This is a genomic window from Halorubrum salsamenti (assembly GCF_007671685.1).
GTDB classification, from domain to species: Archaea; Halobacteriota; Halobacteria; order Halobacteriales; family Haloferacaceae; genus Halorubrum; species Halorubrum salsamenti.
Window position 1 is genome coordinate 651,636 of record NZ_VCNL01000002.1, and the last position, 15,928, is coordinate 667,563.

Annotated in this window: 15 protein-coding genes and 1 tRNA gene; 9 read left to right on the forward strand and 7 right to left on the reverse strand. The window is 67.7% G+C overall.

Features of this window, described 5'->3' with window-relative positions; translation table 11 throughout:
• Positions 1-68: 68 nt before the first annotated feature.
• Positions 69-1,379 (forward strand): phosphoribosylglycinamide synthetase C domain-containing protein, encoded by a 1,311-nt coding sequence (locus tag FGL94_RS07815; RefSeq protein ID WP_144923055.1) that lies wholly within the window; start codon positions 69-71, stop codon positions 1,377-1,379.
• A 518-nt stretch (positions 1,380-1,897) separates the two neighbouring features.
• Positions 1,898-3,970 (forward strand): helicase HerA domain-containing protein, encoded by a 2,073-nt coding sequence (locus FGL94_RS07820; protein ID WP_144923058.1) that lies wholly within the window; start codon positions 1,898-1,900, stop codon positions 3,968-3,970.
• A 306-nt stretch (positions 3,971-4,276) separates the two neighbouring features.
• Here the strand turns inward: FGL94_RS07820 and FGL94_RS07825 are convergent, their stop codons facing one another.
• Positions 4,277-4,519 carry a V-type ATPase 116kDa subunit family protein gene (locus FGL94_RS07825; protein WP_144923061.1) on the reverse strand — a complete coding sequence of 81 codons (243 nt, stop codon included), beginning with the start codon at positions 4,517-4,519 and terminating at the stop codon, positions 4,277-4,279.
• Positions 4,520-5,020: 501 nt separating this feature from the next.
• Between FGL94_RS07825 and FGL94_RS07830 the strand changes: the two genes are divergently transcribed.
• Both FGL94_RS07830 and FGL94_RS07835 read left to right on the forward strand, forming a co-directional pair.
• Complete coding sequence (locus FGL94_RS07830) at positions 5,021-6,451, forward strand: lamin tail domain-containing protein (protein WP_144923064.1); 1,431 nt, start codon at positions 5,021-5,023, stop codon at positions 6,449-6,451.
• Positions 6,448-6,744, forward strand: coding sequence for a DUF3006 family protein (locus tag FGL94_RS07835; protein WP_144923067.1), 297 nt, complete (start codon positions 6,448-6,450; stop codon positions 6,742-6,744). Before FGL94_RS07830 ends, FGL94_RS07835 begins: the two co-directional genes overlap by 4 nt.
• 249 nt (positions 6,745-6,993) lie before the next feature.
• Here FGL94_RS07835 and FGL94_RS07840 read toward each other — a convergent pair whose 3' ends face one another.
• From FGL94_RS07840 to FGL94_RS07860, 5 genes are all read right to left on the reverse strand, one after another.
• On the reverse strand, positions 6,994-7,287 hold the full coding sequence (locus FGL94_RS07840; protein WP_017344192.1) for a chorismate mutase: 294 nt from the start codon (positions 7,285-7,287) through the stop codon (positions 6,994-6,996).
• 23 nt (positions 7,288-7,310) lie between these two features.
• Positions 7,311-8,204 (reverse strand): shikimate kinase, encoded by an 894-nt coding sequence (locus tag FGL94_RS07845; protein WP_144923070.1) that lies wholly within the window; start codon positions 8,202-8,204, stop codon positions 7,311-7,313.
• Positions 8,205-8,326: 122 nt separating this feature from the next.
• Positions 8,327-8,959: a hypothetical protein gene (locus FGL94_RS07850; RefSeq protein WP_144923073.1), complete on the reverse strand. Its 633-nt coding sequence runs from the start codon at positions 8,957-8,959 to the stop codon at positions 8,327-8,329.
• Between the two features lie 85 nt (positions 8,960-9,044).
• Positions 9,045-9,506, reverse strand: a complete 462-nt coding sequence (locus FGL94_RS07855; RefSeq protein ID WP_144923076.1) for a hypothetical protein — start codon at positions 9,504-9,506, stop codon at positions 9,045-9,047.
• Positions 9,506-10,867: a hypothetical protein gene (locus FGL94_RS07860; protein ID WP_144923079.1), complete on the reverse strand. Its 1,362-nt coding sequence runs from the start codon at positions 10,865-10,867 to the stop codon at positions 9,506-9,508. Before FGL94_RS07860 ends, FGL94_RS07855 begins: the two co-directional genes overlap by 1 nt.
• A 117-nt stretch (positions 10,868-10,984) precedes the next feature.
• On the opposite strand from FGL94_RS07860, the gene FGL94_RS07865 reads away from it, so the two are divergent.
• The 3 genes from FGL94_RS07865 (at position 10,985) to FGL94_RS07875 (ending at position 12,040) form a co-directional block, all read left to right on the forward strand.
• On the forward strand, positions 10,985-11,443 hold the full coding sequence (locus FGL94_RS07865; RefSeq protein WP_144923081.1) for a DUF5796 family protein: 459 nt from the start codon (positions 10,985-10,987) through the stop codon (positions 11,441-11,443).
• Between the two features lie 70 nt (positions 11,444-11,513).
• On the forward strand, positions 11,514-11,864 hold the full coding sequence (locus FGL94_RS07870) for a ferredoxin (protein WP_144923084.1): 351 nt from the start codon (positions 11,514-11,516) through the stop codon (positions 11,862-11,864).
• 91 nt (positions 11,865-11,955) lie between these two features.
• Positions 11,956-12,040, forward strand: a tRNA-Leu gene (locus tag FGL94_RS07875).
• Between the two features lie 829 nt (positions 12,041-12,869).
• Here the strand turns inward: FGL94_RS07875 and FGL94_RS07885 are convergent.
• Positions 12,870-14,468, reverse strand: coding sequence for a tryptophan--tRNA ligase (locus tag FGL94_RS07885; RefSeq protein WP_144923089.1), 1,599 nt, complete (start codon positions 14,466-14,468; stop codon positions 12,870-12,872).
• Between the two features lie 158 nt (positions 14,469-14,626).
• On the opposite strand from FGL94_RS07885, the gene FGL94_RS07890 reads away from it, so the two are divergent.
• Together FGL94_RS07890 and FGL94_RS07895 are read left to right on the forward strand one after the other, a co-directional pair.
• On the forward strand, positions 14,627-15,052 hold the full coding sequence (locus FGL94_RS07890) for a universal stress protein (RefSeq protein WP_144923092.1): 426 nt from the start codon (positions 14,627-14,629) through the stop codon (positions 15,050-15,052).
• Between the two features lie 93 nt (positions 15,053-15,145).
• Positions 15,146-15,925 (forward strand): MBL fold metallo-hydrolase, encoded by a 780-nt coding sequence (locus tag FGL94_RS07895; RefSeq protein WP_144923095.1) that lies wholly within the window; start codon positions 15,146-15,148, stop codon positions 15,923-15,925.
• Positions 15,926-15,928 lie beyond the last annotated feature (3 nt).

A 15,928-nucleotide genomic window follows, 5' to 3' on the forward strand; every position in this document is an offset into this window, starting at 1 on the left:
TCGGTCCTCGTCCCACGGCGATCGGGACTGGCAGGCACACTCAAGTCCCCGCCGAGAGACGTGCCGCCATGGGCACCGAGCGCTTCCTCTTCGTCTCCGCGGACGCCGCGCTGATCACCGACCTCGCGTGGCAGGTCCACCGCGAGGGTCACGACGTGAAGTACTATATCGAAGCCGAAAGCGATCAAGAGATCGGCGACGGTTTCGTCCCGAAGACGGACGACTGGCGCGCGGAGGTCGAGTGGGCGGATGTCATCATCTTCGACGACATCTGGGTCGGGTCGGATATCGGCACGGGTGAACTCGCTGAGGAACTCCGTGAGAGAGGGAAAGCTGTCGTCGGCGGGACGCCGAACACCGATCACCTCGAAGAGGATCGGGGATACGCGATGGAGGTCCTCGAAGACCACGGCGTCAACACCGTCGAACACCACATCTTCCACGACTTCGACGCCGGGATACAGCACGTCGAAGAGAATCCTGCCCCGTACGTGATCAAACCGCTCGGCGAGGTCCAGAACGTCAAGCGCTTACTGTACGTCGGGAACGAGGACGACGGGAGCGACGTCGTGGACGTGCTGAAGGCGTACAAGAAGGCGTGGGGTCACCGGATGAAGGGGTTCCAGCTCCAGCGGAAGGTCGAGGGCGTGGAAATCGCCATCTGCGGCTTTTTCAACGGCAACGAGTTCATCGATCAGGTCAACTTTAATTTCGAACATAAGAAGCTGTTCCCGGGCAACATCGGTCCCTCCACCGGCGAGATGGGAACGTCGATGTTCTGGGCCGGCCAGAACAAGCTGTTCAAAGAGACCTTCGGGAAGATCGAAGACTGGCTCGCCGACGAGGGGTACGTCGGGAGCATCGACATCAACTGCATCGTCAACGACACCGGCATCTACCCGCTGGAGTTCACACCGCGGTTCGGGTACCCGACGATCGCCTTACAGGAGGAGTCGATCGAGTCGTCGACCGGTCAGTTCTTCGCCGATCTCGCGCGCGGCAACGAGCCCGAGGTAGCGGTTCACAACGGCTACCAGATCGCGGTTCGGGTCGTCCTCCCGCCGTTCCCGTTCGACGACGAGCAGACGTACGACGAGAACTCCCGGAACGCCGCCGTGGTGTTCGAAACGGAGAGCCGCGATGGAATCCATCTTGAAGACGCAAAGAAGATCGATGGCCAGTGGCGCGTCGCCGGCGACAACGGCATGCCCATCGTTGTGACCGGCAAGGGCGACACGATGCAGGCCGCGCGCGAGCAGGCGTACGACCGGGTCGACGATATCGTCATGCCGAACATGTACTACCGCGATGACATCGGCGAGCGATGGGTCGACGGGGACGGCGATCGGTTGCAGGCGTGGGGATACCTCGGACCGTAATCGATTGCGGGAGTGGGTGTTTCAGAACCACGACAACGATACAGTATTTAAACTATCGTGAGCGCCAGCAGCATCTACTTATAAACGCGGTGCGGTGGCGCGCGCCTCCGAGTGGCCGCCCTCGGCGGCCGCGAGGAGCGCGTGCGAGGGAGCCCGCGGCCGCCAGAGGCGGCCGCGGCGAGGCTGGGGAGGTGTGAGGCTGTGCGGTTGGGTGGGGCTCAAAGGGGCGGCCGTGAGGCGGGCGCAGGAGACGTAAGCACCGCAACGAAGGAGCGATAGCGACTGAGTGAGGAGCGCAGCGAGCGTGCGCCCGCCTCACGGCTGGGGCTTTGGAGGGCATCACCGCAGAGCCGTCGATCACTTATAAATAGCCGACAAAACACCCAAACTCGACTTATAAATAACCACGCTATCACAGTGATTCATCCACTCCCGCCATCGATCGCCGCTGTTCCTGTACGAATCGCGTCGTCGGCCGAGCCGATAGTTTATGGGGCGGGCGGTACCTGTTCACGAGTATGACCGAGCAGGAGACGGTCCACGTCGCGGACGTCAGCGAGGGGATCGGGGGCGACGCGACGGCGGAGCCGGGGTCACCGGTAGAGCTTCCGGTCGTCGACGTGCTCACCGGCCGATCGTTTATCACGGGTAAAAGCGGATCCGGCAAGAGCAACACGGCGTCAGTCGTCATCGAGAACCTCCTCGATAACGGGTTTCCCGTGATGATCGTCGACACGGACGGGGAGTACTACGGCCTCAAGGAGGAGTACGAGATCCTCCACGCCGGCGCCGACGACGAGTGCGACATCGTCGTCTCGCCCGAACACGCCGAGAAGCTCGCGAACCTCGCCTTAGAGCAGAACGTCCCGATCATCCTCGACGTCTCCGGCTACTTAGAGGAGGAGACCGCAAACGAGCTCCTCTTGGAGGTCGTCAAACAGCTGTTCGCCAAGGAGAAGCGCATGAAGAAGCCCTTCCTGCTCGTCGTCGAGGAGTGTCACGAGTACATCCCGGAGGGCGGCGGGATGGACGAGACGGGCAAGATGCTGATCAAGGTCGGCAAGCGCGGCCGGAAGCACGGCCTCGGCATCGTCGGGATCAGCCAGCGTCCGGCCGACGTGAAAAAGGACTTCATCACCCAGTGCGACTGGCTCTGCTGGCACCGGCTCACGTGGGACAACGACACGAAGGTGGTGGGGCGAATCTTGGGGTCGAAGTACGCCAGCGCCGTCGAGGACCTCGGTGACGGCGAGGCGTTCCTGATGACCGACTGGGACGAGTCGATCCGCCGGATCCAGTTCCACCGCAAGCAGACGTTCGACGCGGGCGCGACGCCCGGGCTCGACGACTTCGAGCGCCCGGAGCTCAAGTCGGTCTCCAGCGACCTCGTGGGCGAGCTCCAGTCCATCTCCGACGAGAAGGAGCGCCGCGAGTCCGAAATCGCGGACCTCAGACAGGAGATCGACAAGAAAGACCAGCGGATCGCCGATCTCGAACGCGAGCTGGAGGAGGCCCGCGACCTGAGCAACATGGCCGACCAGTTCGCGCAGGCGCTCCTCGGAAAGGCCGAGGCTCCCTACCGGGGCGGAGGCGGGCGCTCCGCGGCCGCCGGCGGGGAGGAAGCGACCGGCGACCTGGGGGCGACCGGCGGCAACGGCGACCAGTCCGTGCTCAAGTCGTACGACGAGGCGGTAGCCGCGACCGAGAGAAGCGGCGAGAGCGCGACCGGATCGAGCGACTCGGCCGCCGACGGGGGGGCCGAGGTCGACGCGGACCCCGCCGCGAGCGAGGCCGACTTCAACGACCCGACCGACGAGGGGCTGAGCGATAACGACCCGGCCGTCGACGCCGCGACCGCCGGCGACGCCGCGACCGCCGCCGACGGGCCAACCAGCGACACTCCCGTCGACGACGTCGATCCGGTCACGCGCGCCGACGTGGCCGAGAGCGCGCTCCGGTTCGACGACGCCGTCGAACTCGGCACCCGCGAGGCCGTCATCGAGGAGCTCCGGAGCCGGATCGAGGCGCTCCCGGAACTCGCACAGGGGATGCTCCGGCACTACCGCCGCGAAGGAGTCAGCGACCCCGTCGCCGCCCACATCGACGCCGGCGGCGACGGCGACTCCGGCCACGCCTACAGCCGCCACCGACCCATCCGCCGGGCGGGGCTCATCCGGCACGCCGGCCGGGGCCACTACGCCTACGCCGTCCCCGACCTGATCCGCGAGGCGTACGCCGATCGGCTCGGCGAGGAGAGCGTCCGCGAGGTCGTTCGCGCCGTCGAGACCGCGTTCGTCCCGCCGGCCGAGCGGAGCTACCCGCCGGACGCCGATCCCTCGGAGGTCGGCGTCGGTGACGGCTCGACGGAGACCGGTTTGGACGGCGAAGGCGTTTCGGCCGGGGCGGACGAGACGGACACCACCGACGCCGCTCCCGGCGACGGCCGCGTTGACAGCGACGACAGCGCCCGCGACGATGAGAGAGGCGACGGCGACGACCGGGAGACGGGGGAGAAGCCAGAGCGACCGACGGGCGGCCTGAGCGACGCCGCACGGCGGCTCGCGGAGCGTGGACACGCCGCTGACGAGTAACTAGCCAGTACGGGAGACCGGTCAGTACGGAAGCCCGATCAGTACGGAAGCCCGATCAGTACGGAAGCCCGATCAGTACGGAAGCCCGATCAGTACGGGACCGACGGGTACTCGCTCGGGACCGCGTTCCACTGGGCCACCTGCGGGTCGACCGCCTCGCAGACGGTCCATTTCCGATGCGAACTCGTCGACGTGGCCGTCGCAGTGTGGGATCCCTTCTCGTGATGTCGTCTGATTCCGCGACCCGAAGACAAGTACCTCCCCGACGCCACGAGGTCAGCCGGTCCTGCGACCGAGCGCGGGGCGTTACCGGAGCGAATGGAGGAGACGTGTGAGCCGTGATCGGAGGGTCGTCCGGCGATCGGAGTCGGAGTCCGCGTCGGACGCGTCCGCGAGCTTGCGGTTCTTCTCCGCGATCAGGTCCTCGTACCGCCGGGTGACGCATCGGAGCTGTTCTTCCTTGCGTTCGATTTCGGCTTCGAGCCGTTCGATCTCTCGGCTGTCGGCGACGGCCGGCTCCCCGAGATCGCCGTCACGTCGTCCCTCCACTCGCCTATCGGCGGCGTCGCTCGGACGATGCGACGCCGTCCGAACGGACGTGTCATCCGTCCGGCGCGATTCCGTTCGATCGGCCAGACTCTCAGCGGGGACATCGGAATCCATGGGGCATGGTAGTATTTAGCATGGAAGCACGATAAAGGTCAGTCAGACGAATGGCGTGCGTTCAATATCGAGGGGCCGAGCCCGTCACGACGACGACTCGGCCGAACCCTCCCTGCGGGTGTCGGCGACACCGACGTAGCCGCCGTCGTCCTCGACGACGATGGACTGGACGTTGCCGATGGAATCGACGATGGAGACGTCGTGACCGGCGGCGTTCAGCTCCTCAGACGCGCGGCCGGTCCCGACCGGAACTATCCCACACCCAGTGTGACGCGTACTAGTAGAGAGTGCCGCGGTTGAGTGTCTCCAACTTGTATCGCTTCCCTATGTGACACCCATATATAACGTTAGATCAACTTTACAAGTCAACATCGCTCAGTAGAGACAATGATGTTCTCTCGGGAGCTCGCCCGTGTCTTTCTTCTCGTCGCCGTCGTCGTTCTCGCCGGCTGCGCGGGCGCACTCAGTGATCCGGAATCCACCGGTGCAACACCCGATAGCGGGGCGGATATCGAACCGACAAACGGCTCTCTCGAAGTTCACTATATCAACGTCGGACAATCCGTGAGTACGCTCGTCATCGAACCGGACGGCGAGACGATGCTCGTCGACACGGGCCACTACGACGACGACGGGGAGCACGTGCTCGAGTACCTCCGACGACACGACGTCGAGCGGATCGACCACCTCGTGACCTCGCACAACGACGCGGATCACATCGGTGGGAACGCGGCGATCATCGACTACTACGAGACGGAGGCCGACGGGATCGGCGCCGTCTACGATCCGGGAATCGCGGCGAACACGCTGACGTACGACGAGTATCTCGACGCCGTCGAGGAACACGACGTGACGCTGTACGAGACGCGTGAGGGCGACACCATTTCCTTCGGTGAGGCTACCGTCGACGTGCTCGGTCCCCCCGAGCCGTATCTCGAAAATGAAGACCGCAACGAGAACAGCATCGTTCTCAAACTCACGCACGGCGAGACGAGCTTCATGCTGTCCGGGGACGCCGAAAGCGACCAAGAGGCGTATCTCGTCGACGCGTACGGCGATGAACTCCGATCGACGGTGCTGAAAGCGGGTCACCACGGATCGAGCAGCTCCTCGAGCGGCGCGTTTATCGATGCGGTCGACCCGCAGGTCGCGGTCGTCTCGAGCGCCCACGACTCGCAGTACGGACATCCACACGACGAGGTCCTCCGGCGTTTCGCTGACCGGTCGGTGCCGACGTATTGGACGGCGACGCACGGTGATATCGTCTTCGTCAGCGACGGCACGAACGTCTCGGTACGAACGCAGCGGGACGCGCCGACGGATCCGCGGTCGCTCCGTGAGGGGAACCCGGTCGAACCCGGGACGGCTGGCGACGTCGCGGAACGAGCCCAGATTGGCAGTGGTGGAGCCGTCGCCGTTACCGACGGCGGCGACGGTACAGACGACTCTGGCAGCAGCGATACCGAGACGGCCCCCAACTCGAACGGCACGCTCGCGATCGCGACGATCAACGCGGACGCCGCCGATGACGACCGAGAGAACCTCAACGACGAGTACGTCGTCTTCGAGAACACGGGCACGGAGACGCTCGATCTGTCGGGGTGGACCGTCGAAGACGAGGCCGGGAAGCGCTACGTGGTTCCGGACGGCGCGACGCTCGCCCCCGGCGAGACGCTGACACTCAGAACGGGGAGCGGGACCGACACGGAAGGCGAGCTCTACTGGGGCGCCGGCTCGCCGGTCTGGAACAACGACGGCGACACCGTGATCGTCGCAAACGCTACCGGGGACCGCGTGCTAGAGGAGTCGTACGAATGACTGATATCGATCTTGCCGACGGTGAGTACACGGCGGTCGTGGACACGGTCGAAGACGGACTCGCGACCCTCTTCTTTGAGCGTGACGGTGCTGAAGTAGGCAACGCTGCCCTCGATGTCGACCGACTACCGGATAAGGGGCGGCATGCAGATGCGATCTTGCAAGTACAGATCGAGAACGGATCGATCGCGACCGCGATCTACGACCCGGAACGCACCACGACCCGTTCTGAGGCCGCTCAAGACCGATTTGATCGGTTATCCAAACGGCCGCCGAGAGACGATCGAGAGTAGGAGATCGACCGCGTGAATCGCCCTACCGAGGTGCAGTCGTCAGTGACCGATGACACGCATCCGCGATGAATCCGCACTCGCGACTCTCCCGCTGTTCGATCGTGTTCAGGTAGCTGAAATCCATAATACACCCGTAATAGTGGGTAACACATATCAGCGGTGGGTCCGTACCGTTCGTCGATTCACTCGACGGACCCACGATGACCGAAGTCGACGAGGCGGTAAAACTGAGTCTCGGCCTCGACTGAGCTACCGGCTCTCTCTTTGTTCGACCTTGTTCAACTCGATCAGCAGGCGGAAGATCGCCTTCACGAGGTTGGCGTCGACGTCGAACCGCTCGGCGTTCTCGCCGGCGCGCTCCATCACGCGCTCCTCCTGTCCCTCGTCGGTCGTCGGGAGGTCGCGCTCGTCTTTCACGGCCGCGACGGTGTCGGCGACGTAGGTCCGGCGGGCGATCAGTTCCACGATCTCGCGGTCGATGTCCTCGATCTCGCGTCGCAGTTCGTCGAGGCTTCGGTCCTCCGTGTTCGGTGTGTCACTCATTGGTAGTGGGGTCGGTGGTGTGGTCATTCGACGGCCGCGCCGTCGTTTCTGGTGGTCGTTCGTCGCAGCGTTCCGGGGCGATCGCCCCACGCGTCGGCGACCGCGTCGAGGTCGGTCTCGGAGTCGTCGGTGTCCGCGACGGCGACGACGCTCGGACCGGTCCCCGACAGCGACACCCCGGTCGCGTGGGGCATCGCCTCGACCGCGGGATCGGCGTCGAAGCCGAGCGCGGCGGAGAACGCGAGTCCGTTGACGGTCATCGCCTCGGCGTACCGGCCGTCGAGCGCGAGGTCGGCGACGAGATCCGCCATCGGCGCGACGGCCTCGCAGCGGGCCACGTCCGCGTCCGCGCTGTAGGCGCGTTCGGGGGGCGTCCACACGAGGACGTTCCAGTCGACGGTCTCGTGCGACCGCAACTCGTCGGCGCCGTTGTCGGTGACGGTGACGCCACCGAGCATCGAGGCGGCGGCGTCGTCGAACGCGCCCGTGACCGTGACGCCCGCTTCGCGCGCCGCCCGGACGCCGAGTCGGCAGGCGTCGATCCGGGTGACGTCGACGGACGGGTCGGAGTCGTCGTCTCCGACCGACAGCCCGAGAGCGTCGCAGGTCGCGAGCACGGTCGCGTTGGCGGCCGCGCTGGAGCTTTTGAGGCCCGCCGCGAGGGGTACGTCGCTGTCGGTCCGGACGGTGCCGCCCTCGCCGTCGCCCCAGCGCTCGGTCGCGACCGCGACGCAGCGCTCGATCAGGGCGGTGTCGGCCTCCGAGTCCTCGGCGATGGTCCCGCGTACCTCGTCGGCGTTCGAGTCGAGTGCGACGCTCGCGCGCGTCTCGACGTCGATCCCGAAGGCCGCGCCGGTACCCGTCGCGAGCGCGTTCAACACGGTGCCGGCGCCGAGCGCCGCTGCCCGTCCCTCCATGCACTCACGGCTCGCGAGCGCGGACAAAGAGGTAGCGATCACGGCGAGTCTCTCGGGGCGATCGGGGGCGTTACAGTGCGGGCTCGGAACGTCCTCTCCCTCAGGAACGTCCTCTCCCTCTCTCAGACCGGCTCCGCGCGCCGAACCGCGACCTCGATCTCGTACCAGTCCGGGTCGGCCCGCGCTCGGGTCTCCCGGCTCCGGAAGGCGATCTCGACCGTGAACCGCCGAGTGCCGTCGGCGAACCGGTCGCCCGACGAGTACTCCTCGCGGTGCTCCGCGAAGCCCACCGCCTCGCGCTCGATGGAGTTCGGACGGCTCGCGTACGCGTCGAGGCGAAAGAGGACCGTTCCGTAGGTGAACTGTCCGGCGTTCTCCACGGTGAGCCGCGCACGGACGGTCGTCTCGTACCCGCCGTCGGTCACGCCCAGCACGTCGACGTTCGTGACCACGAGACCGGAGCCGTCGGGACCGGTCTCTTCCGGGGGATCCTCGTCGTCGGCCTGTTCGGCGTCGGACTCGTCGCTCTCGGGTCCCTCGCCCTCGGAGAGGGATTCGCGGTCGGCCTCGCTCCCGGTGCCGCCTTCGGCCTCGCTCCCGGTGCCGCCTTCGGCCTCGCTTCCAGCCTCGCCCGCGGAGGTCCCCGTCCCGTCTCCGGAGCCGTTGGCGTCCTCGCTCGACTCCACGAGGCAGCCGGCGAGCAGCCCGGGGACCGCGGCGGCTAGCAGGCGTCGACGGCGGAGCGAGGGCGTCATGATCCCCTCCACGTCGTCGAGCGTCCTAAAAGTGGGCGCCGAGGCGTCCCGCGATCGCGACGGGTGAGCGTTCGGGCCGACATGGTCACCCCGTCACCGATCCGAGCACGCCGGCCACCGCGCCGACGACGGTGGAGACGATCGCCGTCGTGAGTATCGATCCGAACGCGTCGGCGATTCCGTGAGCCTGCGTCGCCGCTTCGCCCTGCGACGCGACGACGAGGACGACGACGACCAGCCCGTACGCCAGCGCGCCGAGCCCGCCCCCGAGCCCGCAGGTCGCGGCCGCCTCCCGCGCGCCGTACGCCCGCGACCCGACGAGGACGCCGAGCACGCCCGCGAGCAGGGGCGCGAGGACCAAGGCGGCGGCGGTGACCGCGAGGTACGACTGCGCGACGAACACCGGTGCGAACCGCGCGGTCTCGCCGGTGGCCGCCGTGGCGAGTACGGCCTCCGCCCACCCGGTGGTCGCGGCGGCGACGAGGCCGACGCCGGTGCCGACGACCGCGAACACCGCCGCCGTGAGACCGACTCCGTTCCCGTTCATCAGACCACCGCCCACCCGTTCGTCAGCTGGCCCTGCCAGCCGGTGCGCTCCTCCCACGCGTCGCCGGAGAACCCGGCCGCGAGCACGAACTCGCCGGCCTGCACGACGTAGCCGTACTGGACGCCGGCGTGCTCGTCGAACCCGTACCGCTCGCCCTCGGCCTCGTGGTGGTAGAGGCGGTGCCAGCGGGTCGGCCCCTGATACGTCGGGGCCTCGCTGTCCCCGTTAGTTCCGTTCTCCTCCGCCGTCGCGTTCCCGGAGAAGTCGGAGCCGGCCGCGGTCGCGTCGGGGTCGATCGGCGCTCGTCCCTCGGTCGAGGCGGCGGCGAGCGCTCCGTCGAGCCGGTCGCTCGCCGTCGACGCGTCCGGGTACCGCTGGACGTACAGGGGGACGCCGTCGAGCTCGTGCGCCCATCCCTCGAACGTCCGACTCGGTCGGTTGCCGGCGACGGGGCGGGTCGCGAAGGCGACGAACAGCTCCTCGGTCCGGTCTTCGGAGCGCGGTATCGGTCCGAGGCGCGCGCGCAACTCCTCTCGGCGGGCCGCCTCGAACGGGTTCCCGTAGATCCGCGGAATTCGGCCCCGGTCGTGCTCGTCGTCGTCGTACGGCTCGTGCGCGAACGCCGAGAACCCGCGACTCGCGAGCCCGATCTCCACGAACGCCTCGCCGCGGACTCGCCGGCGCTCGGCGGGATCGTCGGGGAGAGGGAACAGCAGGCGGTTCAGGAGCCGGTTGTGGATCGGCTCTCGCGAGAACGCCTCGTCGACGTAGGTGGCGGTGCCGACGGCGGCGAAGCCGCGTCGCATCCGCGAGAGCTCCTCTAAGACGCGGTCGACGTCGTCTCGGGGGGCGAACTCCCGGAGCACCTCGACGTGGCGGTCGGTGCGCGAGACGATCCGGGAGCGGGGGTGGAAATGCGGCTCCAGCGCGTCGGCGGCGGTGTCGGCGGCCGCGCGGCCGGCGGCGTCGAGCCGGTCGGCCATCTCGACGGCCACCGCGTCGTTCGCGTCGGCCGCCTCCCGAACGTCATCGATCTCGGCGACGACCTCCTGGATCGCGTTCCGATAGGTCTCGGTCGCCGTCCGGTACTCGGTCGCGAACCACACCGCGTCGTCGACGACGTTCCGCGTCGCCGTCGCGAGCGCCTCGTTCGCGACCGATTCGGGGTCGTCGTCGGGCCCGTCACTCTCGCCGCCATCGCCGCTGCCCTCGTCGTCATCGCCGTCGGCACCGTCGCTCGCGTTCGGTGAATCCTCCGCGGCCGCGTCGGGGTACTCGACCCCTTCGACGCCGAGACACCCGGAGATCCCGGCGACCGCGGCGGCGCCGACGCCCAACAGGCCCCGTCGCGTCCGTTGCATGGGATATCCTCCCGGCGGAGGGGTCTTAAATGTGCCATCCCCGATTCTCGCTTCTGAAGGAGCGACACGCGACCGCCGAGCGCGCCCCTTTTGAGTCGCGCGCACCGAACGGTGCGTATGTCAGCACCTTCACGCAGCGACGTTCCCCCCACGTCGATCGGGATCGACCTCCGCGAGGAGGGCGTCGTCGTCGAGTACCTCGACGGGCGGACCACCCTCTACCGCGGCGTCCCCGACGCCGTCGACGGGTCGGTGACGGCCGGTCCGGGCAAGGAGACGCACGTGCTCGTTACCGACCCGACCGAGACCGAGGGCGTGATGACGTACGTCAACGACTACAACACCGACGACGAGATCCTGGAGGACTCCGGCGTCGGCCGCGTCATCGTCGAGGACGGCGAGCGCGACGAGGTGTTCCCCGGTGTGATCGTCGGCCGAGAGGGCCAACGCAACGAGGTGATCGCCGACCCCGAGGTCGCCGGCGGCCGCGTGTTCGTCTTCGTCGAGGACGGCTGGACGGAGGGGAGCTACGAGATCGTCGAGGCGCCGGAGGACGGGCTCGACGCGCATCGGTGAGCGCTCCGCGGGAGCCCCTGACGATGAAACCGACCGACAGACGAAAGTCCGGCCGGCGCCGATCACGGGTATGAGCGACGAGGCGGACGCCGACGACGAGGTGCTACGCGCGAGCGACATCGGCGGCGAGGGACCCCCGATCGAGGAGAAGCCGTACAAGATCGTCTTCGAGGCGAACAAGTGCTTCGGGGCGGGCAAGTGCGCCGAGGTCGGCGACAACTGGGTGATGGACGTGCAGAGCGGGATGGCGAAGCCGCGCTCGTACTACATCGGTGAGGACGACCTGGAGGAGAACGTTCGGGCCGCCGAGGTGTGTCCCGCGAAGAAGGAACAGGGCGTCATCCACGTCGTCGACCGCCGCACCGACGAGGAGATCGCGCCGAACCCGCACGGCGACGGGACGCTCTCGGTGGACTGGTAGGGGAGTCGGGGCGCGTGTGCGCTCCGGTCCTCCCGTGCGCCGCCGCGCCATCCGAAAGGGGTTTGACCCCGCCGCCGGAATCCGAACCCGCGCGGGGGTGGCTGAGCCTGGCCAAAAGCGGCGGACTTAAGATCCGCTCCTGTAGAGGTTCGAGGGTTCGAATCCCTTCCCCCGCACTCCTGCGGCGAGCAATCCGCGAGCCGCAGGTGTCCGACTAGGAAGGGATTCGAATCAAGGAGGTCGCGCGCAGCGAAGCGAGCACGTCCGACTGTGGTTCGAATCCCGTCCCCCGCGTGCCGTTACGAGATGCTCTCCCGGAGAATTGTTCAAAAGTCTCCGTCGTGATGCCGTCCGTCAGACGCAGTTTCGTTCGAAACGGCTGGTCGTTGAAGACTGCTTCGTGATCGAGTGCGGGAGTACGTCTCTCAGTGTGGTGGTGTGGTCATTTATAAGTCGGATCGGGGTGTTGCTGTTGGTGGTTTATAAGTATTTGACGCTGTGGTGACGACCTCCAAAGCCCCGGCCGCGAGGACTCGCGCGGCTCGCTGCGGTCCTCGTCACTCGCTGCGCTCGTTCCTGCGGTCCTTGCATCGCCGAGCTTCGTCCTCGCGGCCGCCCCTTTGAGTCCCACCCTGCCGCACCGCACAGCACCTCACACCTCCCCAACCTCGCCGCTCGCTTCGTCGCCGGCGCTGCGCGCTGGCTGCATGAGGGGCCTCCGGTCCCTCTCTGCTCGCGGCGTCCCTCGCGGGCTAGCTCGCGGCCGCCGATGGCGGCCGCTCGCAGGCGCGCCACCGCACTCGTCATTTATAAGCTATCGTCGCCGTCGCTCACGCCTATTTAAATGCTGAACCGCGACCGGTGATCTGCAATACCCACTCTCGTACTCGATCAAGGAGTATCCTTCAGCGACCGGCTGTGGCATGTTGTGCCGTGACTGATGAGCGGGATCGCAACACAGCCAAAACGACACTGAAGCGGTCGTCCGCGAGGACGCGACCGGCCTCAGTGCTCGCCGCCCGTCCCCCGCCGGTCGGAGTCGAGGTCGATGTCGAGGTCGTCGAGGAGTTCCTCGGCCTCCTCGCGCTTCTCTTGGTGGTCTTCGAGGAACTCGCGCATCAGCTCGGCGGCCTGCTCCTTGCAGCCGCCACAGAGCCGCTCGCCGTTGACGCACTCGGAGTAGACGGTCTTGGTCAGCTCGTCGTCGTCGCCCGCGAGCAGGTAGGCGTACAGCTCGTAGACGGGGCACTCGTCGGCCTCGCCACCGAGTTCGCGCTGCTCCTCGGCGGTGTCGCGCCCGCCGGTGGTCGCCGCCCGGACCTTGTCGTAGCCGTCCTCGGGGTCGTCGAGCAGGGAGATGTGGCTCGCGGGGACCGACGAGGACATCTTCCCGCCGGTGAGCCCGGTCATGAAGCGGTGGTAGATCGAGGAGGGCTGCCGGAAGCCGAACCCGTCGTGGTCGATCTCGACCTCGCGCGCGACCGACTCGGCCTCGCCGCGGGTGAGCTCGAAGGCGTCGACGTGGCCCTCGAACACGCGCTTCTCGCCGTCGACCGCCTCGATCAGCGCCTCGAACGCCTCCTCGGTGGCGTTGCGGTCGAAGAAGCGCACGCGGGGGCGGAGCGGCTCCTTCCCGCCCGAGCGGAGCTTGTCGAGGGCGCCGGATTTCGCCTCGGAGACCGACTCGGGCGGCTCGTAGTCGGCGAGCCACTCGGCGGCGTCCTCGCAGCGCACGTCTGTCTCGGCGTCGTCGATCTCGGCGTCGTCCCCCGCGCTTCCCGCCGCGAGCGCGTCGTAGGCCGCCCGGACGAGTTGGCGCTCGTCGTCGTCGAGTTCGAAGGAGGCGAACGCCTCGGTCACCTTGAAGTAGCGCACACGGGTCGCCAGGTCGCGCGTGAGTCGGACGTGGGGGTCCTGATCGGGGCCGACCGGGATCACGGTGGGCTTCGGCTCGTCGACGAGCTGCGGGTAGAGGATGTCCGCGGTCTGGGTGATCACGCTCTGCATGTGCGAGATGTTGGTCTCGCCGTCGAAGCCGTAGATCGCCTCGAACTCCGAGAAGTTCGCCTTCGACCCCAGCTCGAACCCCAGGTCCTGCACCTCGCGGTTGTCGGACTGGCGGTACAGTTCTCCCTCCTCGGCGTCGAAGCCGAGCGCGAGCAGGCTCAGGAGGTAGTTGCGCGCGTGCTCGTCGATCTCGTCCCACGACATTCCCCGGGCGGAGTGGGCCTCCAGGTCGGCGATCAGCCCGAACGCGTCGCCGCCCTGCCGCTGGTGCCAGATGATCTCGTCGAACACGAGCTTGTGGCCGATGTGCGGGTCGCCGGTGGGCATGAACCCGGAGAGCGCGGCGAACGGCTCGTCGTTGGCCATCGCCTCGGCGACCGCGTCGTACTCGCGGTGCCCGAAGATGACGCCGCGGCGCATCAGGTAGTGCGGGTCCGTCACGTCGTCGGCGACGTCGTCGAACGCCTCGATGCCGAACTCCTCGAACAGGTCCGCGTAGTCGCCGACCGACGCCGACCCCCACGGGTCGAGCGCGACGTCCTCGGCCGGTTCCGCGCGCTCGGTCCCGCCGTCCGTCCGGGGGGTGTCCTCGTCCATACGTCCCCTCCAGTCGGTCGACGCAAAAACCGTTCGCTTGCGAGGGAGCGGTTGGCACGCCTCGGACGGGGAGCGGGAGCGACGAACCGGCGTCCCGCGTTCCCACCGAGCGACCGAGAGGCCGTACCGTTATTTAACACCGGATCGAACGATCGGCCATGTACGACGATCTACTGGTGCCGACCGACGGGAGCGAGGCGGTCGACCGCGCGCTCGATCACGCGATCCGGCTGGCGAGCGACCACGACGCGACGATTCACGCGCTGTACGTCGTCGACCGACGTATCGCCACCGCGAGCTCCGGAGAGCTCCACGACGAGGTCGTCGCCGACCTCGAATCGCAGGGCGAGGCGGCGGTCGGTACGGTCGCCGACCGCGCCGAAGAGGCGGGCGTCGACGTCGAGACTCACGTCGTGGAAGGGACGCCGGACACCGAGATCGTCGACTACGCCGACGAGTACGGGATCGACGTGATCGTGATGAGCCCCGAGGGGAAGTCGCCCCGCGAGCGGATCCGGTCGCTCGGAAGCGTCTCGGACCGGGTTGCCGACGACGCGAACGTCCCGGTGTTCCTGATCAAGTAGGCGTTCGGCGGTTCGGCAACCACCATCGAGCGGTTCGTCTCGGGGGCGCTCCGTCCGACCGAGTTAGGTGGGTGGGCGCACGGACACACGAGCATGGAACTCACCGTCCTCGGGTCCGGCAGCGCGATGCCGGTCCCGGACCGCGTGCAGGCCGGCTACCTCCTCGACGACGGCCACCGATCCCTGCTCGTCGACTGCGGCAGCGGCGTCCTCCAGCGGCTCGCCGGCACCGAGACCGGCTACGAGGGGGTCTCGACCGTCCTCTTAACGCACCACCACCTCGACCACGTCTCGGCGCTGCTTCCCCTGATAAAGGCCCGGTGGCTCGCCGGCGAGGAGCACTTGGAGGTCGTCGGCCCCGCGGGGACCAAGTCGCTTCTCGACGGGCTGCTCGACGTGCACGAGTACCTCGACGGGCGGATCGATCTGGCGGTCCGCGAGGTGTCGGCGGCGCGGCCCTTCGCCGCCGCCGGGTTCGACGTGACCGCCCGCGAGACGCGCCACTCGATGGAGGGGTTCGCCTACCGGTTCTCGCCGCCGAGCAGCGACCTCAACCCCGCGGACGGGCCGCTCACGCTCTCGGGAGACACGGAGGCGTTTGCGGGCATGGCGTCGTTCGCCGACGGGAGCGACCTGCTGGTCCACGACTGCTCGTTCCCGGACGGGACCGACGTGTCGAACCACCCGAACCCCGCGGAGCTCGGCGAGTCGCTCGCGGGCGTCGAGGTCGACACGCTGCTGCTCTCGCACCTCTACCCGCACACCGGCGGCCGCGAGCGAGAGATGGCACAGAGCGTCCGAGACGCGGGGTTCGACGGCGACGTCGAAGTCGCCAGCGACGGGCTCCGAATCGCGATCGCTGACAGTAATTAATCA